The sequence below is a fragment of the Catenulispora acidiphila DSM 44928 genome, assembly GCF_000024025.1.
Lineage (GTDB): Bacteria > Actinomycetota > Actinomycetes > Streptomycetales > Catenulisporaceae > Catenulispora > Catenulispora acidiphila.
Genome location: NC_013131.1, coordinates 7,881,482 through 7,900,341 on the forward strand (window position 1 = coordinate 7,881,482; position 18,860 = coordinate 7,900,341).

Genomic DNA, 18,860 nt, shown 5'->3' on the forward strand with positions numbered 1-18,860 from the left:
CAGAGCATAGGCTGACGGGCCTGTTATCGCCGCCAGGCCGAGGTCGTCGACCGCGTCCACGGTGATCCCAGCCTCCCCGCGAGCCCGCGGCGCTCAGTTACCGCACACGGTCTCAGCTGTCCGATAGACGTAGGTGTGCTGCTCGGGGCCGATGAATCCGAAGCGGCGGTACTCGTGGGTGGCGTACAGGCTCCAGCCGGGCTGCTGCTGGGGGCTCGCGGCGACGACGTAACAGGGGTGGTCGTTGCCCATTCCCGCGCTCTTCTCGTAGATCCCGTGTTCGGCGCCGGGGTCGTAGGGCTTCTTGTAGCCGTCGGGCGAGTGCCAGGCGGTCCAGTCGAGGCCGGCGTCCACGTGAGCGGCGGACGCCTTGCCGTCGGCGACGACGGCTTGGGCCGAGTGCCAGGTGGCCGCGTCGAACGTGAGGGCGTTCATCATGATCAGCCCGGTGACGGACGCGATGAACGCTCCGGTCAGCGCCGCGAGGCCGATCTGCGGCCGGGTGATGGGCTCGCCGCGCTTCAGAAGCAGCGTCAGCACAGGGATGGTGAGCGGCAGTTGGTAGCGGTCGAACTGTATCCAGAGCTCTGATATCTCCAGAATCGCGAAAGCCGCGGTAACCAGCCAGAACACCAGGAATTCGATGCGGACCGCGCGTATTCGCTCACACACCAAGCCGATCAGCAGCGCGGAGCTCAGGCAGCCCAGTGGCAGCAGGATGTCCCACAGCGGCTGGGGGAACAGATTCGGACGCAGCCCCAGGTACGCGGGGAAGTACGCGCCGTTCATCTCCAAGTAGTTCTGCGGGATACCGATCAGGCCCTGGTGAACGTCCCAGGCGAACCACGCGAACGCGGCGAGCGCCACCAACCGCACGGGCCACGACCACGCCCACGGCCGCGCCGTCAGCAGGATCACCGGGCTCAGAACGAGCGCGAGCACGAGCCAACTGCCGGCATACGTGTGCGCCATGGAGGCCCAGCCCGGGAACTGCGCGAAGGACACCTTCGGCGGTTCGCCGTTGACCACCTTGCGGCGCCACTGTTCGAAGACGAGCGCGGCGACCGCCATACCCGTGCCGAAGCCGAGCAGCCAGGGCAACTTGTCCCGCCGCAGCAGGGCCGGTCTCCACAGCGCCGCCACGTAAATACCCAGCGGGGCCGCGATCCCCTGCTCGCGGATCGTGAAGCCCCAGAAGCCGACCACCGTGACCGCCAGGAACAGCGGCACGGACGCGCGCTCCAGCGCCCGGCGGCCGAGCGCGAACGTCACGGCGATGGCCGCCAGCGCCGGGATGTCCGTCATGAACGACGTGGACAGCAGGCCGAACCCGGGCCAGCACGCCATGGCCAGCACACCGATCGCGGCACGCTTGCGTCCCCCGGCGTCGCGCAGGATGTCGAAGGTGGCCGCGAGAGCGACGACGGCGAGCAGGCCCGTGTAGATCTCCTGCACCGTTATCCAGGTGCCGAGCTTCCACAACGGGATGTACATGCCGACCAGCGACATCGAGTTCCAGTTGTACAGGTGGATCTGGCCGGTCCTGGCGAAGTTCTCGGCCGCCCGCGTCTCAGCCCAAGAGTCGTTGTGCGGAATGGAGTAGCTGCCGGTCCACACCGAGACGATGACCGGAAAGACGACGCCGAGGAAGAGCGCGAGACCCAGGGCGAGCACGACCAGCGGCGAACGCTCCCGCACGCGCCACCACGCGCTCGATGCCGGCTGCCTGTCCGCGGCGGGATCGCCGACCGCGGTGCCGCGGGGACCGCTCACCACGATGTCAGAGGGCTGACTCAAAACCACTCACGCTCCCACTCGGCCACTGCACCACCACAGACAACCCCATGTCGGCTGCGGGAGCATTCCAAGACGCGGCGGATCGCCCCCGAGAAAGACGGCCGACCGTGGCCGGCACGCGGCGAGTTTAGTGCGATCTCGAGTTCATGTGCGAGTGAATCGGTCCCCGCTCCATGGGTGCGGTTCCTGGGCAGGGCCGACGAACCCGGTCAGAAGTGCCTGCCTGGAGCGGTTTGAAGTGGGCCAGATCCACCTCAAACCGCTCCGGACAGGGCTCGCGGATCGCCGAGCGGATCGCCGAGCTCGCCGTCCGCCCTCAATCCCCCTGCCGCGCCGCCAGCCGCATGTGGATGTCCTCCAGTGACTCCGCCACCACTGCCCGCATCGCCACCTCGGCACGCTCCGGATCACCCGCCGCGACCGCCAGCGCCACCGCGTCGTGGCGGTCGGCGTCTGCCGGGTCCGGTGCCGTGGGCAGCAGCTTCAGCGCCGCGCGGCCGCGCAACAGCTCCTGCGTCACCGGCGCCAGTTGAGCGAACAGGGGGTTGCCGCACATGCCCAACACCAAGCAGTGAAAGTCAACGTCCGCCTCGAGAAACGCCGTCCGGTCCCCCACCGCCGCCGCGGCGCGCATCCGCGCCGAGCTCTCCAGTAGCCGCGTCCGCTCCTGGCGGTCCGTACGCCGTGCCGCCGCCGCGGCTGCCACCGGCTCGACCGCGGCGCGCAGCTCCGTCAGCTCGTCGAGCACGGTCCTGCGGTCGGATCCCGCCAGGCGCCAGCGGATCACGTCCGGGTCGTACAGATGCCACTCCTGCACCACCCGTACCGTGAGTCCCACGCGCGGCGAGCTCCGCAGCAGCCGCTTCGCCTGCAATGCCTGCACCGCCTCGCGGACCACCGTGCGGCTGACGCCGAAGCGCTCCGCCAAATCATCAGTGCGCAGCACCTCGCCGGGAGCGTGGCGTCCGCCGGCGATGGCCAGGCCGAGGTCCTCGGCGACCTTGCCGGACAGCCCTTTGCCCAACTCCGGCATGCGTTTCCTCCGTTGACGTACCCGATGTGCGCCCAACCATCATCCCGCGATCGCCCACCGCGGCCGCGAAGCCGCTTCATATTACGGAACAGTCACCACCCCTTCAATAGTCATACTTTTTCCCCTACCGTGACGGTGGCGCGCCACGAGGTGTCGCGTACGGGGTCAAAGGAGACTGCAACCGTGAATGCCGCACCACACGTCGCCGCCGGTGCTCCCGGCACCGGCGCCGAACCCCCGATCCTGCTCATCACCGGGGTCTCCGGCAGTGGGAAGACCACCATCGGCTCGCTGCTCGCCGGCCGGCTGGGGTGGGAGTACGCCGAGGCGGACTCCTTCCATCCGGCGGCCAACATCGCCAAGATGTCCGCCGGCCATCCGCTGACCGACGAGGACCGCGGGCCCTGGCTGGACAACATCGGGCACTGGATCGACGAGACGACCGCGAAGGGCCGCCCCGGCGTCGTCACGTCCTCGGCGCTCAAGCGCGCCTACCGCGACCGCCTCCTGCGGGGACGTCCGCAGGTCCGCCTGATCTACCTCGACGCCGACCGCGAGACCGTCGCGCGCCGCCTCACCGCGCGCAACGGCCACTTCTTCCCGCCGGAGCTGCTCGACTCGCAGTTCGGCGACCTGGAGCCGCCCGCCGACGACGAGCACCCCGTGCGCGTCAAGGTCGACGACAAAGACGCCCCGCTCACCGTCGCAGAGAACTTGATCCACACCGAGAAGCTCGAAGCCGTCGAAGCCGCGCACGACAGCGCAGCGAGCAGTAGCGCAGCCCACGACAAGGAGGCCACCGCGTGATGCCCGGCGCCCTGGCAACGCATCCGATAGTCACGGCGGCCGCGACCAAGGCCGCCAAATCCACCGCCTGGACCGGTCACGACACGCGCCTGATCGTCGTCGCGCTGGCCGGGATCGCGCTCGTGGTCCTGATGACCGCCGTGACGAAGATCCACCCCTTCCTCGCGCTGCTGATCGGCGCGCTGTTCGTCGGCATCGCCGGCGGCATCCACGTGGACAAGCTCCTGCCCACGCTCGAGACCGGCGTCGGCGGCGTGCTCGGCAACGTCGGCGTGATCGTCGCGCTCGGGGCGATGCTCGGCAAGATGCTCGTCGACTCCGGCGGCGCCGACCGGCTCGTCGGGGCGATCGTGGACCGCGTCGGCGAGAAGCGGGCGCCGTGGGCGATGGTGCTGGCCGCGATGGTCGTCGGCATCCCGATGTTCTTCGAGGTCGGCCTGGTCCTGATGGTCCCGATCATCTACCTGGTCTGGAAGCGCACCGGCGGCTCGATCCTGCGCATCGGCATCCCGGCGCTGGCCGGCCTGTCGATCCTGCACGGCCTGATCCCGCCGCACCCCGGCCCGCTGGTCGCGATCAACGCCCTGCACGCCGATCTGGGCACCACGCTGCTGTTCGGCGTCATCGTCGCGATCCCGACCGCCGTCATCGGCGGCCCGCTCTACGGCACCTGGATCTCCAAGCGCGTCCACCCCGACCCGCCGGAGAACCTGGCGAAGCAGTACACGGTGACCGAGCGCGAGGACGGCACGGCGCCCTCGGTGTTCACCACGCTGTCGGTGATCCTGCTGCCGGTGGTCATCATGCTGGTCAAGACCGTCGTCGACATCGCCGACAGCAGCCCGTCCTCCGAGCTGCACAAGGTGATGGACTTCATCGGCGACCCGATCATGGCGATGATCATCGGCGTCGTCTACGCGGTGTTCGCCCTCGGCTTCGGCCGCAAGGCCTCGGACGTCATGGGCGCCGCGCTGGCTCCGGTCGCCGGCGTCCTGCTCATCATCGGCGCCGGCGGCGGGTTCAAGCAGATGCTGGTCGGCACCGGCATCGCCGACTCGATCGGCAAAGCGGCGAACAACTCGCACCTGTCGTTGCTGCTGCTGGCCTGGCTGATCGCGGTCGGTATCCGGCTGGCGACCGGATCGGCCACGGTCGCGACCGTCACCGCCTCCGGCATCATCGCGCCGATCGCCGCGTCCCACACAGACACCTCCACCGCCTTGCTGGCACTGGCGGTCGGCTCCGGCTCGCTGTTCCTGTCGCACGTCAACGACGCCGGCTTCTGGCTGGTGAAGGAGTTCTTCGGCATGGACGTCAAGCAGACGTTCAAGTCGTGGTCGGCGATGGAGACGATCCTGTCGACCGTATCCATCGTGTGCATCCTGATCCTGGGAACCTTCGTGCACTAGTGTGCGGCGGCATGGGACTGCTCATGCTGCCTGCATTGGCGCTGCTCACGCTGTTCTCGGCGTGGGCAGTGTCCTTTTCGCCGTTCTGGCTGTTCGCGCTGATCCCCTTCGCGCTCCTGCTGGCGCTCGGGATCTTCGACGTCCTGCAGCGCCGGCGCTCGATCCTGCGCAACTTCCCGGTCTTGGGCCACGCGCGCTTCATGGCGGAGTTCATCCGCCCGGAGATCCAGCAGTACTTCGTCGAGACGAACACCGACGGCCGTCCCTTCGACCGCGACACCCGCTCGGTCGTCTACGAGCGAGCCAAGGGCATCCACGGCGACCAGGCGTTCGGGACCGAGCTCGACGTCGAGGCGTCGGGCTATGAGTTCCTGGAGCACTCGATGTCCCCGCTGCAACCGGTACCGGAGCAACCGCGGGTGCTCGTAGGAGGCCCGGATTGCCGCCAGCCGTATCACATGGCGCTGCTCAACGTCTCGGCGATGAGCTTCGGCGCGCTGTCCGCGCACGCGATCCTGGCGCTGAACAAGGGCGCCAAGGCAGGCGGGTTCGCGCACGACACCGGCGAGGGCGGCATCTCGCCGTACCACCGCGAGGGCGGCGGCGACCTGGTCTGGGAGATCGGGTCGGGGTACTTCGGCGCCCGCACAAAAGACGGGGACTTCGATCCCGACAAGTTCCGTGACAAGGCCGCCGACCCGCAGATCAAGTGCGTCGAGCTGAAGCTGAGCCAGGGCGCGAAGCCAGGGCTCGGCGGCGTGCTGCCCGGACCGAAGGTGACGCGCCAGATCGCCGAGATCCGCGACGTCCCGGAGGGCATCACGGTCATCAGCCCTTCGGCGCACAAGGCCTTCAACACCCCGCGCGAACTGGTGCTGTTCATCGCGAAGATGCGCGAGCTGTCCGGCGGCAAGCCCACCGGCTTCAAGCTCTGCGTGGGCTCGCGCCGCGAGTTTCTGGGCGTCTGCAAGGCGATGCTGGCCGAGGGCGTGACCCCGGACTTCATCGTGGTCGACGGCTCCGAGGGCGGGACCGGCGCGGCACCGCTGGAGTTCGAGGACAACGTCGGCACCCCGCTCACCCACGGTCTGCTGACGGTCCACAACGCGCTGGTCGGCGTGGGACTGCGAGACCGGATCCGGATCGGCGCCAGCGGCAAGATCGCCCGCGGTACAGACATCGTGAAGCGCATCGCACAAGGCGCCGACTACACCAACGCCGCGCGCGCCATGATGATGGCCGTCGGCTGCATCCAGGCGCAGAAGTGCCACACCAACCACTGCCCGGTCGGCGTCGCGACCCAGGATCCGAAGCGCTACCGGGCTTTGGACGTGCCGGACAAGGCGACGCGGGTCCAGCACTTCCAGGCCGCGACGGTCGCCGAGGCGCAGCAACTCATCGCCGCGATGGGTCTGACCGGACCGCACGAGCTGCGGCCGGAGATGGTGCACCGGCGCGTGAGCCAGCGCAAGACGAGCACCTACGCCGAGCTCTACCACTACCTCCGCCCCGGCGAACTGCTCGCCGAACCGGTGCAGGGGTGGGACGAGGACTGGCGGGCTGCCGACCCCGACACGTTCCGGATGGTGGCGGCTAAGGCCTGACTGAGGGCTATGGGTTATGAGCTAAGAGTGCCCGCGCGTGCTCGCCGCCCTTCGCAAGTCACCGCACGTAGTCGCGAGTAGTCACTGTCGAAACTTGGGACGCCCCGAATCAGAGGCCGTCCTAGAGTGGAGTCATGATCACCACCGAACGCCTGCGAGTGCGCCCCGCGACCATGGCCGATGTCGACTTCTGGGTCCGGCTCCACGCCGATCCCGAAGTCCATCGGTTCGTCGGTGCGTACACGCAGGAGCGCGCCGAGGTCCGGCTCCGTGGCATCGAGGACAGCTGGGCGGCGCGGGGATACGGCTTGTGTGTGGTGGAGTCGCTGGAGAGCGGGGAACCGCTCGGCCGCTCCGGGCTCAACTGGTGGGACGAGTTCGGCGAGACCGAGGTCGGCTGGACCTTCGCCCGCGAGCACTGGGGCAAGGGCTACGCGACCGAGGCCGCGCGCGCCGTTCTGGACTGGGGCTTCCGGGATCTGGAGCTGGAACGCATCACCGCGATGATCCACGCCGGCAACGACGCGTCGATCGCGGTGGCCGAACGGCTGGGGTTCACGCCGCGCCGGGAGGACACCGTGCTGGGAAACCCTTGCACGGTCTGGGCTTTGGACCGCCCTCAGGCCTCGCGCAGGCGGTAGCCGCGCCGGCGCTGCCATCCGGTGGCCGAGGTCGCGGCGACCGCGATGCCGGCGATCAGCAGGACCCAGGCCAGCCCGGCGTCGTAGTGCTTGGCCTGCGTGTAGTCCTGGGTGACGGTGTGCCCGTCGGCGTAGTGCGTGATGCACTTGTCCGTCGCCGACATCTGCCTGCCGTCGCAGGTCGGAGCGGCACTCGAGCCCTTATACAGCGAATACGCCGCCACGATCACCAACACCACACCGAGGGCCAGACCGACCTTAGCTGCCTTCACCAACATGCTGACAACCGTATCGGTGGGACGGCTTTTCGTGGGAAGGCACTCTCCGTTCGCTGACGTATTTTCGCTACGTACCCTACGAATCGGCCTCGGCCATGCTCTGCGTGCCGATCACCCGCAGCAACTGAAGCGCCTGCTGCGCCGGGGTTCCAGCGCGCGCCGAGTGGATGATGAGGCGCTGGTCGTGCTCCGGGGAGAGCATGACCTCGCAGTCCAGATCGATGCGTCCGACCACCGGGTGCAGCACGGTCTTGTGGTCCGAGCGGCGGCGCTTCACCTCGTGCCGCTCCCAGAGTTCGGCAAAGCGCTGACTCCGTACCCTGATTTCCTCGACGCGTGCACGCAGCCGGGTGTCGTCGGGCCGGGCGGCGAGGCGGGCGCGGAGATCGGCGACCGTGCGCTCGCCGTTGCGCACGAAGTCCTCGGGCAGGAAGTACGCCTCGGATTCGGGGTTGCAGAAGTGCTGCCACGGGATGTTGCGCTGCTCCAGCGGGATGCGTGCCGGATCGCCCATCAGCGCCGCGTGCATCGCGTTCCAGGCGAGGATGTCGCCGCGGTCGCTGACGACCATCGCCGGGGTGTCGTCCAGCTTGTCCAGCAGGTGCAGGACGCCGGGGCGCACGTGCTCGGTCGGGATGCGGTTCTCGTCGTGCGGCATCAGGCCGGACAGGTGGAACAGGTGGTCGTGCTCGTCCTTGGTCAGCCGCAGCGCGCGGGAGAGCGCGCCGAGCAGCTGCGCCGAGGGCTGCGGACCGCGTGCCTGTTCCAGGCGCGTGTAGTAGTCGGCGGACATGCCGGCCAGCATCGCCACCTCCTCGCGGCGCAGGCCTGCGGTGCGCCGGCGGGTGTTCGCCGGCAGACCGATGTCCTCCGGGCGCAGCCGCTCGCGGCGGATGCGCAGGAAGGCGGCGAGTTCGGCACGGTCGATCTTCAGCACACCTCCAGCATCGCGCACCCGCCGCGACCTATCCAGGGATCGCGAGTCCCAGGATGAGCGGGTCTCTCCACACTGGCTCCGACCTGCGGCAGCGTTCCTGGTGTCAGCAGGACGCAGCAGAACGCAGCACCGGCGGGCCGGCACGACAGGCTCGCCACCGAAGGAGACGAAATCCCATGGCCACCACTTCTTCCACCACTTCCACCACTTCCGCCTCTTCCGCCTTGTCGGCCTCGTCCGCCAAGCCGATCCTGGTCTCCGGCGCCACCGGCTCGGTCGGCAGCCGCCTCGTCCCGCGGCTGCTCGCCCAGGGTGAAACGGTCCGCGCCCTGGTGCGCGACCCGGAGTCGGACACCGCCCTGCGGCTGCGCACGGCCGGCGCCGAGCTGGTCGTCGGCGACCTGGCGACGCTGGACGCGGCCGGTTTCAAGGACGTCGTCGACGGCACCGCCGCGGTGATCCACCTCGCCGCGACGTTCCGCGACGCCCCTACCCCCGAACGCGCGACCGCGGTGAACACCGACGCGTCGACCGCGCTGGCCGAGGCGGCGCTGGACGCCGGGGTGACCCGCTTCGTGTTCGCGAGCACCAACCTGGTCTACGGCGGCGGCCACCCCGCTCCGCAGGCCGAGACGGCGGAGCTGGGACCGATCGCGTGGGGCGGTCCGTATCCGGAGTCCAAGGTCGCCGCCGAGAAATCGTTGCAGGACCTGCGGATCCGGCGCGGTCTCGACGTACGGGTCGTACGGCTGGCTTTCGTCTACGGCGACGGCGACCCGCACATCGAGGAGTTCATGAAGCGGCCGCTGGACTGGCACTCCTCCCGCCGCCTGCAGATGGTGCACCACGCCGACGTCGCACAGGGCGTGCTGCTCGCGCTGCGCGCCGAGGGGCTAAGCGGCGAGGTGTTCAACATCGCCGACGACTCGGCCGCGACCCTCGCCGAGCTCTACCGGTTCACGGGACGCGAGCTGCCGGCCGAGATGGCCGAGCGTGCCGTGACCGAGCCGTGGTTCGGCATCGTGGAGAACACCAAGGCGCGGCGGGTGCTCGGGTTCCGGCCGCTGTATCCGACGATGTGGCAGGCGGTCGACGCCGGGGTGATGTAAGGGGTCTGATGGCGGGCCGGGGTGTCAGGGCGTGACGATCGCGAAGTTCGGATCCGGCTCGTCCAGCACCCCGGTCACCTGCTGGAGCACCGCGGGGTCGCCTTCCACCTCGACGCCGTCCAGACCGCCGCCGCCGAGCACCGCCAGGAACTGCGGCTTGGTGAGCGTGAACGTCGCATCGGCGGCACCGACAGATCCGCTAGCACCACTCTGGGGTCCGTACGTCAGCACCCCGTGCTGCAAGGTCAGCCGATAGTGCTCGTCCAGGTCGGTGAAGTGCCAGTCGGTGACCACCTTCAGGTCCCACGCCTTCGGGCCGTCCACGCGGATCGCCATCGTGTCGAACAACTGCGGCACGCTCAGCGCGCCCGCCATCCCGCTGGACCCGATCGCCGTCGGCCGCACGCCGTTGCGCAGCTCGTCGGCGCCGGTCACGTAGCAGTTGCGCCACGTCGCGCATTCGGCGCCCAGCGCCAGGCGGTCGAAGACGTCGGCGAGCGTGCTCTTCGCATCCTGATTCGCCGGGTCGGCGAAGACCGCGTGCTTGAGCAGCTGCGCGGCGAAGCGCAGATCGCCGTCGTCGGCGTACTCCCGGGCCTTGGCGACCAGGTTCGGCACGCCGCCGAAGCAGATGGCGTACCGCTTCGCCGTCTCCACCGGCGTCTGCTCCCACAGGTCCGAGGGATGGCCCGAGTACCAGCCGAGGTAACGCTGGTAGATCGCCTTGACGTTGTGGCTGACCGAGCCGTAGTACCCGTGCGTGTGCCACGCCGCGTCCAGCGCCGGCGGCATCTGGATCAGCTCGGCGATCTCGGCGCCGACATAGCCCTGATTCATCATCCGCAGGGTCTGGTCGTGCAGATAGCCGTAGAGGTCGCGCTGGGTTTCCAGGAACTGGCGGATCTCGGGCTCGCCCCAGGTCGGCCAGTGGTGCGAGGCGAAGACGACGTCCGCCTTGCCGGCGAACAGATCCAGCGCTTGTCCGAGGTAGTGGGACCAGATCCGTGCGTCGCGGATCTTCGCGCCGCGCAGCGTCAGGATGTTGTGCAGATTGTGCGTGGCGTTCTCCGCCATACACAGAGCCCTGTGATCGGGGAGCAGGAAGTTCATCTCCGAGGGCGCCTCGGTTCCGGGCGTCATCTGGAAGACGAACCGTACGCCGTCGACCGTCTCCTCCTGCCCGGTCTCGGTGATCGACTTCGTCGGCGGTACCAGGCCCACGGTCCCGGCGGAGGCCTGGTAGCCCAGTCCCATGCCGACGCCAGCGGTCGGTCCGTGCTCCGTCGTGCCGGCGGAGTAGTACATGCCCCGGCGCAGCATCGCGGTACCGGCGTAGACGTTCTCCGACACGGCCTCGGCCATGAAGCCGTCCGGCGCCAGGATCGGCGCCTTGGATCCCGGCTCCAGCACGCCGCCGACCCCGCCGAAGTGGTCGATGTGCGAGTGCGTGTAGATCACGCCGGTCACCGGCTTGTCGCCGCGCACCTTCCGGTACAGCGCCAGCCCGGCGGCCGCGGGCTCGGCCGAGACCAGCGGGTCCACGACGATCACGCCGGCGGTGCCCTCGATCAGCGTCATGTTCGACAGGTCGAAGCCGCGGATCTGGTAGACGCCGTCGACCACCTGGTACAGCCCGACACGCGCACATAGTTGCGACTGCCGCCACAGGCTCGGGTTCACGGTGTCGGGGCAGTCGTCGTCCAGGAAAGACAGCGCGTCGAAGTCCCAGGCGACCTTGCCGTCGGCGGTCTCGATCTGCCGGTACTCCGGAGCTGCGAGGAAACCTCGATCGGCGTTGGCGAAGTCGGTGCGGTCGCCGAAGTCGGCGCCTTCTTGCGTGGCTGTCACGGCTGCTCCCTGGGCTGGGCGGGCATACTCCGCCATGCTCGGAGCGGTCGGGGGCGTCCGCCATCGGGGAGCGCCATTCGGCGATGCGGGAGGCTGGATCCGGTCGCGGCTAGCCCGGCATGAGGACGGTCTCGAGGGCTCCCGATGGCGACGATGTGGGGTCTGCCGACGGCGACGACGTGCCCGTCTTCGTGGCGAACGGTACGGACCCGTTCCCTCCAGCCGACGTCGGCAGGGCGTCGGCGGCGGCGATCGCGGTGTTCCACGCCGGGCTGTCCAGTATCGAGGTGACCTGGTCCGGCGAGAGGAGCAGCACTGCGCCGTAGGCCGCGGCACTCTTCTCGTTGGGGGCGTCGGTCTCGACGGCCGTGAGCGTGGAGCCGCCGGGACGGACGAGGGTCACGAAGAGGTCGGTCCGGTCGTTGTGGCGGCCGTCGGACGATCCCGGTTGTTTGGCGACGTAGGCGACTGAGCCGTCCTTCTGCGCCTGCGGCGTGCCGAGCGGAGGAACGGAAGGGCCGACGCCGGAGATGACGATGCTGATGTATCCGACGGATTTGCCGGCGGCGAGTTGGGCATCGATCATGACCGCATTCGCGGAGACCGGGGGCGTGCCCGGCGTGCCGTGCTTGACGTCGGTGCCGAGGGTTACGTAGGAACCGCTGCTGACTCCGGCACCGCCGAGGAGAGTTTTCAGGGTCCCGATCAGGTCGCCTTGGGAGATCTGCGGGGCGGAGCTGCTGGAACTCGGAGGGTTGTTGGCCGGGGTGGCGCCATTGGCATTGCCATCGCTGCTTTCATTGCCATTGCCATTGCCATTGCCATTGCCGTTGCCATTGCCGTCGCTGTCGGCATTGCCATTCGGTGTGCCGGGCGACGCCTCCGTCGACATGTTTCCGAGACCTGACGCAGCAGGCGGATTCGTCCCTCCCGCACCCCCGCCGACACTCGCCGTCCGATGCGACCCGACCAGTACGACCCCCGCGAACACGACAGCCACGGCCACCACCGAGCCGAGCACCTGCACGGCCCGCTCCAGGCGCCGCATCCGCGTCCCGCGCGAGACACCGCCGGCGGCAAGCCGCACGACGTCCGGCTCCAACCGGCGCGCGGTCTCCCGCATGGCGTGGGGCAGATCGTCGCGCACGTGGCACCTCTTTGGTTCGGTTCCTCCCTGTGTGATGTCCGACGCGCGGCGGGCTCGGCTTGTTACGCGGCGGGGATCGACATCGCGGAGGTCAGCGGCGGATTTCGGCGGTGTTGTCGGTCCCGGCCGCTAGCGTGATCGCATGCCGAGCGTCGAGACCTGCGAAGCCGTCCAGACTTGCTGGTTCACCTGTCGTGCCGCGGTCCTCGGCGGCCGGAGCTGGACCGATGGTCCGCTGCTGTGGACCCGCGAGGGCGACGCGCAGAATCTGATGTTCCCGGAACGCATTCCGGCTGACGCGGTGAAGCGGGCTGTGGAGCAGGCTCGCGAGACAGGCGTGCGGATTATCGGGGCGTGGCTCGGAGCGGAGACCGACACGTCGGCCTTGGCTGCCGCCGGGTTCGAGCGTGGGTGGGAGCCGTGGTGGATGACGGCGCCGGTCGCCGATGTCGGCGCCGCCAGCGATCCGCGCATCGAGCTACTGCAGGAGACCGTTGATTACAAGGGCGAGTACGCGGCGTATGCGGAGACCTTGAAGGTGACGCGCGTACGCCCTCAGCACACGTGGTACGCCGCCGCTTACGACGATCGGAAGGGCCGCAGGTTCGCCGGTCGCGCATGGTCGCATCTGTCGGGTGAGACGGCCGGCGTGTTCGACATGAACGTGTGGCCGCAGTTTCAGCGGCGGGGGCTTGGGAGCGGGCTGCTTCGTGCGGTCGTGGCGGCGGCGGCTGAGGCCGGCGCGAGCAATGCCGTGATGAACGCGACGCCGGAGGGCAAGCTGCTGTACGAGTCCTGCGGCTTCCGTCAGATCGGGGTGGGCATCACTTGGTGGCTCCACCTCAGATAGCGATGGGCGCTCCGGCCTATCCTGGGCCGCATGACCAACATCATCCCGATCGGACAGGTGGTCGGCGGCCGTGCCGAGCCGCGCGACGACGACTGGGGCGGGGAGCAGGCCGTGATCCGGCTCGACGACCGCTTCGGTCCCGAGGCCCTCGCCGGGCTGGACGCCTTCTCGCACCTGGAGGTCGTCTACCAGTTCCATTTGGTGGACCCGGAGAAGGTGCAGACCGGTGCCCGGCATCCCCGCAACAACACCGAGTGGCCGCTGGTCGGCATCTTCGCCCAGCGCGGCAAGAACCGGCCGAACCGGATCGGCGTCTCCCGCTGCCGGCTGGTGAAGGTCGAGGGCCGCGACGTCCACGTCACCGGACTCGACGCCGTCGACGGCACCCCGGTCCTGGATCTGAAGCCGTACATGGCGGAGTTCGGCCCGATCGGCGAGGTGGCCCAGCCCGAGTGGGCCACCGAGCTGATGCGGGAGTACTACTAGCGGGTCAGACCGTGTAGCCACCGTCGACGGCCAGCGCAGTGCCAGTGATGTACCGTCCGCCGGGCCCGGCCAGGTACGCCACCGCGTTCGCAATGTCCTCAGCCGCCCCGTAGCGGCCGAGCGCCGTCAGCGAGCGCTGGAAGTCAGCGCTGTCCCCGTCTTCGGGATTCATATCGGTGTCGATCGGCCCGGGATCGACAACCGTGGCAGTGATCCCCCGCGACCCGAGTTCGCGCGCCAGCCCCTTGGTCAGCCCGACAAGCGCCGACTTGGCCATCGCCTGCAGCACGAAGTTCTCAGCCGGCACGTGCCCGTTGAAGCACGATCCGATGCTGATCACGCGGCCGCCCTCGCGCATGTGCCGCGCAGCCGCCTGGGAGGCGAGGAAGACCGAGCGGACGTCGACGGCCAGCACCCGGTCCAGCTCCGTCTCCGTCACCTCATCCAGCGGACCGTAGGTGAGGAAGCCGGCGTTGTTCACCAGGATGTCGAGCCCGCCGAGGTCCCGCACGGTCTGCTCCACCGCCTGCACCGCGGCATCCGGCAAGGTCAGGTCAGCCTGGATCGCGATCGCCCGACCACCGCCGGCCTCGATCTGCGCGACCACTTCCTTCGCCTGCTCAGCCGCCTGCACGTAGGTCAAGGCGACGGCCGCGCCGTGCGATGCCAGCTTCCGGGCGATCGCGGCGCCGATCCCCCGGCTGCCTCCGGTCACCAGAGCCACCGTGCCGGCCACGTCGGTCGAGTCGGCCACGTCGTTCATCATCGTTCCCCTTCGTCACGGGCTCGGGGTGAGCCCATGACGAGAGGATCGATCCCTACCATCAGTGTCAGAGTCAAGGGGAGGGTCAACGGGGCGCGCCCCCGGGCGGCGTTACCTGAGGTCGTCGCCGGTGCCCACCTCGCCGTCCCCGCCGTCACCCGCTCCGCGGTGGCGCACCGTCTCCACGACATGCCCGACCGCCTCGCGCCCCTTGGACGCGGTGTTCTTGGTGATCTCGAACGCTTGTACCTGGATCACATTGGCGGTCTGGCGCACAGCGGGCTTGTCGGCGACCTTGCGCGCCGCCGTCCGCATCTTCTCGTACTGCTCCCGCCCGGCACGCGTACCGAGCACATACCCGGCCCCGAGTCCGGCGGCCAACGTCAGCTTCGTCCCAGCCTTCATGGCAACCCCATTACCCACGCCACCAGATCCTACGAACGGACCTTACGACGGACGGGCGACCCCCCAAAGTTCCCACACCCACCCCGACCTGCCCAGCAAAGCCGATTGCGGATCTCCCCCCAGGATGCGCTAACCTAGTCACGCACCGCCCCACTGGAACCGCCCAAAGCGCCCAGAACAGGCGGCGCAAGAACGATCCTGCATAGCTCAATTGGCAGAGCAGCCGGCTGTTAACCGGCAGGTTATAGGTTCGAGTCCTATTGCAGGAGCGCACGACCGAACGTCTCCGCTCGCGTGGCACCCCCCGCGACCCGGAGACGTTTGCCGTCACTAGGGGAAGCAGATCACCGGGGAGGGTTGATCCGCCACAACGCCGGGCACATGCCCACCAACGTAGTGAGCGGCGAGACACTTCACACTTGGGGCGTTAGCTCAGCTGGTTAGAGCAGGGGACTCATAATCCCTTGGTCGTGGGTTCGAGTCCCTCACGCCCCACTTCATAACAGAATGACCTGGCCCGCAGCAGCTGGTGTAGCGCTTAAGGGCCAGGTCATTGCTGGTTTTTCGGGGTCCGGTCAGGGCAGCCGATGTCTCACTGTTTCCCGCTGTGGATCATCATCAGCCGCTGTTTGTGTCCTATTTCTGTCCTGGCTTTCGCGAGCTGCCCCCTGGTCAACGGCCCCATCTGCCGAACCTAGCGCCGCATCGATGCGCCGCCGGGCCAGCTCATCCTGGTCCGGCCCATCGATGCACTTGGCGTAGGTGCTGAGCAGTATCTCGACACTGTGGCCGGCCCACTCAGCGACCTGTGTGGCCGGAACCCCGGCGTTCAGCCAGGTCGAGACCGCCGCGTGCCGCAGGTCATAGGGCCGTCGGCCCAGCTGCGAGCGGCACTGATCCGGCGTGAGTGCCGCCGCCCGGGCTCTGGCCCAGATCTTGGCATAGGTGGAGTGACGAATTGGGCCGCCGTCCAGACGGAAGAACAGGCGACCATCGGGGGCGGCGCCGAACTTCTCGATATGCGCCGCGAGGTACCGCACCAGCTCCGGGCAGGCTGGGACCATGCGGCTCTGCCCTTGAGCGCGATGCTTGAGCGACTTGCGCGGACTCGTCTCACCGTCGTCAGTCCACGCCGCATTGGCATACGGCACGGACTCAGCAAACCGCAGAGAACCCCAGCCGACGTCAGGCAGGTCGCAGTCCGAGACGCGCAGAGCGAGCGCCTCGCTAGGCCGAAGGCCGGCGAAGTACAAAACAGCAAAGAACGCCACCAACCGTGGCGCCGTCGGGCCCTGTTCGCGAACTCTTTCGATGAGCAACCGCGCTTGAGCCGGGTTGACCACAGCGGTGCGATCGACGGAGCTCTTATGTTTGGGCGGGGTCGTGCTGATGCGTTCGAGAGGGTTCGCGTCGAGGCGACCCATCTCGATCGCGAAACTGATCGCGCCGTTGAGCCCCTTCTTCTTGTTGCGGTAGGTGTTGACCGCATAAGGCCTGCCAAAACAGTCCGTCGTCGTACTGTTGAAGGCGCGCCTGGCCACCTTCGGATCGGCGAGCGCCGACATCGGGAGGGAATGATCTGCGATCCACTGGACGACGAACGCTGCCTCGCCGTCCAATGCCGCGGTCATTCGCTCCCGGCTGTTGAAGGCCCATCGGACCAGCCAACGGAAGCAGAACGCGTGATCGACTGGGTCGATCCCAGGCTCGGTGAGGGCCAGCGTGACGGTTGCGAGCGACTCCGCCAACTTCCGGCGAGAACCCGGTTCAAGGCCGGGCCACACCGTGTCCATGAACTCGATCGCGTTCTGGTACCAGCTGACGCTGGCGAGCATCGCACGGATCTCTGACTCCGGCAGCCCGCGATCGCGGTCGAATGCCTCGCCGCGGCGCTGAGCCGTCAGTAGTTCGCTTCGCCGGGATTCAGCCAGTTGCTTGCTGGCGTAGGTCTTGCTGAAGGTTCGTCCCGCCACGCCCCAACGAACTTTGTAGGTCGTCCTATTCGCCAGTTTGATCGGTGTAATGCTCCAGACTCGTACGTCCAGGCTCTGCACAGAGGTCGCGCCTTTCTTGCGGCGGGCATGCTGATCGCAGCCCGCGATACGTGCTGACGCTGCGTACTGGGTCGCAGCTTTGAGGGAATCGATCCGGATTAGGAGCCGGATTCGGGGTTGGCCGTGCGGCAGTGTTAAGTGGTCCGGCCGGAGAGGGCTCAGCGGCCGTGGACGCCGAGCCCTCTACCGTGACGCCAGGTCAGTGGCGCGGTTCTTCGCATGCGGTAAGGAACGCGTCAAGATCGGAGCGGCGGATGCGGATAGAGCCGTTGGGCAGGCGAAGGCTCGCCGGCCCTTTGCGCAGGGACCGCCAGCGGTAGAAGGTCGCCCGGCTGATCCCGAGCTCCGTGATGACCTGGGGGATGCTCAGCAGGGAGTCGTCAGCTGAGCTTCGGATGCTGCGGATCGGGACGTGCCGGGGCGGCATGCACACTCCCCTTGAGGCCTGCAGTCCTGACGGGGGCGACGCAGAGGTCTACATCCGGCCGAGTAGTCAGCCGCTCGGCTGAGTCAGAATCCTTCCTGTGCAGGCCGGTGGCATGATCGGCGCTGGATGCAGGCAGACCATAGCTCGACTTCTGACGATCTGTACTGGAACAGCCAGATCTAACCGAAATCACTTCAGACGGGAAGTCCTGAGCCAGCCAGATTGCCAACTGGACGAAGAGATCATTCCCGGTGTCGGCATCGGTGCTCCTCATGCGGCCCTCCCGGGAGGAACCGCAGGCACACAGGCGCAGCCGACGTCCTCGTCATGGTGCCGGGCAATGATGACTTCCTCGTGCGCACTGACGTGCGTGGGGCTGCCGGCGACGAAGGCATTGCGGGCGTTGACCAGTTGAAAGAAGGACGCCCGCGCCATCAGCCCGTCGTCGCGAGTCGCCGCCAGCAGGGCGATGCAGCGTTCGTGCAGGACGTAGCCGGCAGCGATAGCCGCTTGGGTAGCCAGGGTAGGGATGTCGACCAAGCGACCCGTCCGGCGGTACGGCCGGGCGGTGATGACCAGGAAGCCACCGGGACGCAGCAACTTTCTGCAACCGGTGAGAATCTGGGTGAAGCCTTCGATGAGGTCCTCGACGCCTTGGTGTGCCAGATTGTTGGGATCGTCGCCGTAGTGATGGTTCCGCTTCTGCACGCCGGGCTGGCCACTGGCGGACGAACCCCGAACGTGGCCGTGAGTCGCCGGACCGTATGGCGGCGAAGTCAGCACCAGTGCGGCCCGACCATGTACGTCCGCTCCCACGATGCGATCGACCTCACGGGCGTCGCCCTGCACGACGGTGCCATACCCGGTGGCACCCTGATCGACGGCGTGCTCGACGTTGCGGACGGCCAGGTCGGCCCACCGCTTCTCGTATTCCACACCGATGGCCATGCGATCCAGGTGCATAGCCTCGACCAGCGTGGTGCCGATCCCGCACATGGGGTCAACGACCAGGTCACCAGGCCGGGTGTACGAGGCGATCGCATGGGCGGCGATCGCCGGGAACATCTTCGCCGGATGCGCTTCCGACTCCTGCAGGTAGCGCCCCCGGCGCTGCGCCCGCGGACCGTCTTGGGCAGTGGCCCACACGGACAGCGGCGGTTTGTCGGGGACCGGTGGTGTGGCGTTCAAACCGGAACTCCTTTGTCACGGCCCGGCCCTCGGAGCGAGGGCAGGATCGGTAACAAAGGCCTGCGACGCGTGCACCG

General features: G+C 68.2%; 19 protein-coding genes and 2 tRNA genes. 9 read left to right on the forward strand and 12 right to left on the reverse strand.

The annotated features are described in order from the left end of the window. Positions 1-93 precede the first annotated feature (93 nt). Together CACI_RS33825 and CACI_RS33830 are read right to left on the reverse strand one after the other, a co-directional pair. Positions 94-1,797, reverse strand: coding sequence for a glycosyltransferase family 39 protein (locus CACI_RS33825; protein WP_143765487.1), 1,704 nt, complete (start codon positions 1,795-1,797; stop codon positions 94-96). A 316-nt stretch (positions 1,798-2,113) separates the two neighbouring features. Further along, positions 2,114-2,830 carry a FadR/GntR family transcriptional regulator gene (locus CACI_RS33830; RefSeq protein WP_015795396.1) on the reverse strand — a complete coding sequence of 239 codons (717 nt, stop codon included), beginning with the start codon at positions 2,828-2,830 and terminating at the stop codon, positions 2,114-2,116. 183 nt (positions 2,831-3,013) lie between these two features. Between CACI_RS33830 and CACI_RS33835 the strand changes: the two genes are divergently transcribed. The 4 genes from CACI_RS33835 (at position 3,014) to CACI_RS33850 (ending at position 7,291) form a co-directional block, all read left to right on the forward strand. Then, a complete protein-coding gene (locus CACI_RS33835) occupies positions 3,014-3,637 on the forward strand; it encodes a gluconokinase (protein WP_015795397.1) in 624 nt (207 codons plus the stop codon). After that, positions 3,637-5,046, forward strand: a complete 1,410-nt coding sequence (locus tag CACI_RS33840) for a GntP family permease (protein WP_015795398.1) — start codon at positions 3,637-3,639, stop codon at positions 5,044-5,046. Before CACI_RS33835 ends, CACI_RS33840 begins: the two co-directional genes overlap by 1 nt. Positions 5,047-5,069: 23 nt before the next feature. Continuing rightward, positions 5,070-6,650: an FMN-binding glutamate synthase family protein gene (locus tag CACI_RS33845; RefSeq protein ID WP_015795399.1), complete on the forward strand. Its 1,581-nt coding sequence runs from the start codon at positions 5,070-5,072 to the stop codon at positions 6,648-6,650. 134 nt (positions 6,651-6,784) lie between these two features. Next, positions 6,785-7,291 (forward strand): GNAT family N-acetyltransferase, encoded by a 507-nt coding sequence (locus CACI_RS33850; protein WP_015795400.1) that lies wholly within the window; start codon positions 6,785-6,787, stop codon positions 7,289-7,291. On the opposite strand, the gene CACI_RS33855 is transcribed toward CACI_RS33850, so the two are convergent. Then, a complete protein-coding gene (locus tag CACI_RS33855) occupies positions 7,270-7,569 on the reverse strand; it encodes a hypothetical protein (protein ID WP_015795401.1) in 300 nt (99 codons plus the stop codon). The two genes, CACI_RS33850 and CACI_RS33855, sit on opposite strands and share 22 nt — an antisense overlap. A 76-nt stretch (positions 7,570-7,645) precedes the next feature. Next, positions 7,646-8,497 (reverse strand): helix-turn-helix transcriptional regulator, encoded by an 852-nt coding sequence (locus CACI_RS33860; RefSeq protein WP_041542985.1) that lies wholly within the window; start codon positions 8,495-8,497, stop codon positions 7,646-7,648. A 185-nt stretch (positions 8,498-8,682) separates the two neighbouring features. Between CACI_RS33860 and CACI_RS33865 the strand changes: the two genes are divergently transcribed. Further along, on the forward strand, positions 8,683-9,615 hold the full coding sequence (locus CACI_RS33865) for an NAD-dependent epimerase/dehydratase family protein (protein ID WP_015795403.1): 933 nt from the start codon (positions 8,683-8,685) through the stop codon (positions 9,613-9,615). Positions 9,616-9,639: 24 nt separating this feature from the next. Here the strand turns inward: CACI_RS33865 and CACI_RS33870 are convergent, their stop codons facing one another. Next, positions 9,640-11,499, reverse strand: coding sequence for an alkyl/aryl-sulfatase (locus tag CACI_RS33870; protein WP_083795913.1), 1,860 nt, complete (start codon positions 11,497-11,499; stop codon positions 9,640-9,642). 73 nt (positions 11,500-11,572) lie between these two features. Beyond that, a complete protein-coding gene (locus CACI_RS51640) occupies positions 11,573-12,610 on the reverse strand; it encodes a hypothetical protein (protein ID WP_015795405.1) in 1,038 nt (345 codons plus the stop codon). 142 nt (positions 12,611-12,752) lie between these two features. Between CACI_RS51640 and CACI_RS33880 the strand changes: the two genes are divergently transcribed. Continuing rightward, entirely contained in the window at positions 12,753-13,460 is a 708-nt protein-coding gene (locus CACI_RS33880) for a GNAT family N-acetyltransferase (RefSeq protein ID WP_015795406.1), read from the forward strand. A gap of 30 nt (positions 13,461-13,490) precedes the next feature. After that, positions 13,491-13,946, forward strand: coding sequence for an SAM-dependent methyltransferase (locus tag CACI_RS33885; RefSeq protein ID WP_015795407.1), 456 nt, complete (start codon positions 13,491-13,493; stop codon positions 13,944-13,946). 4 nt (positions 13,947-13,950) lie between these two features. Here the strand turns inward: CACI_RS33885 and CACI_RS33890 are convergent, their stop codons facing one another. Together CACI_RS33890 and CACI_RS33895 are read right to left on the reverse strand one after the other, a co-directional pair. After that, positions 13,951-14,709, reverse strand: coding sequence for a 3-oxoacyl-ACP reductase family protein (locus CACI_RS33890; protein WP_143766013.1), 759 nt, complete (start codon positions 14,707-14,709; stop codon positions 13,951-13,953). Between the two features lie 111 nt (positions 14,710-14,820). Further along, positions 14,821-15,114 carry a hypothetical protein gene (locus CACI_RS33895; RefSeq protein ID WP_041540625.1) on the reverse strand — a complete coding sequence of 98 codons (294 nt, stop codon included), beginning with the start codon at positions 15,112-15,114 and terminating at the stop codon, positions 14,821-14,823. Positions 15,115-15,310: 196 nt separating this feature from the next. Between CACI_RS33895 and CACI_RS33900 the strand changes: the two genes are divergently transcribed. Then, positions 15,311-15,383: transfer RNA gene (locus tag CACI_RS33900), tRNA-Asn, on the forward strand. Between the two features lie 152 nt (positions 15,384-15,535). Beyond that, positions 15,536-15,609: transfer RNA gene (locus tag CACI_RS33905), tRNA-Ile, on the forward strand. A gap of 80 nt (positions 15,610-15,689) precedes the next feature. Here CACI_RS33905 and CACI_RS33910 read toward each other — a convergent pair. From CACI_RS33910 to CACI_RS33920, 4 genes are all read right to left on the reverse strand, one after another. Beyond that, entirely contained in the window at positions 15,690-17,168 is a 1,479-nt protein-coding gene (locus CACI_RS33910) for a tyrosine-type recombinase/integrase (protein ID WP_015795410.1), read from the reverse strand. A 199-nt stretch (positions 17,169-17,367) separates the two neighbouring features. After that, positions 17,368-17,595: a helix-turn-helix transcriptional regulator gene (locus CACI_RS54465; protein ID WP_015795411.1), complete on the reverse strand. Its 228-nt coding sequence runs from the start codon at positions 17,593-17,595 to the stop codon at positions 17,368-17,370. Further along, complete coding sequence (locus CACI_RS51645) at positions 17,549-17,869, reverse strand: hypothetical protein (RefSeq protein ID WP_190276858.1); 321 nt, start codon at positions 17,867-17,869, stop codon at positions 17,549-17,551. Before CACI_RS51645 ends, CACI_RS54465 begins: the two co-directional genes overlap by 47 nt. Continuing rightward, on the reverse strand, positions 17,866-18,783 hold the full coding sequence (locus tag CACI_RS33920; RefSeq protein ID WP_015795412.1) for a TRM11 family SAM-dependent methyltransferase: 918 nt from the start codon (positions 18,781-18,783) through the stop codon (positions 17,866-17,868). The genes CACI_RS51645 and CACI_RS33920 overlap by 4 nt, the downstream gene beginning before the upstream one ends. Positions 18,784-18,860 lie beyond the last annotated feature (77 nt).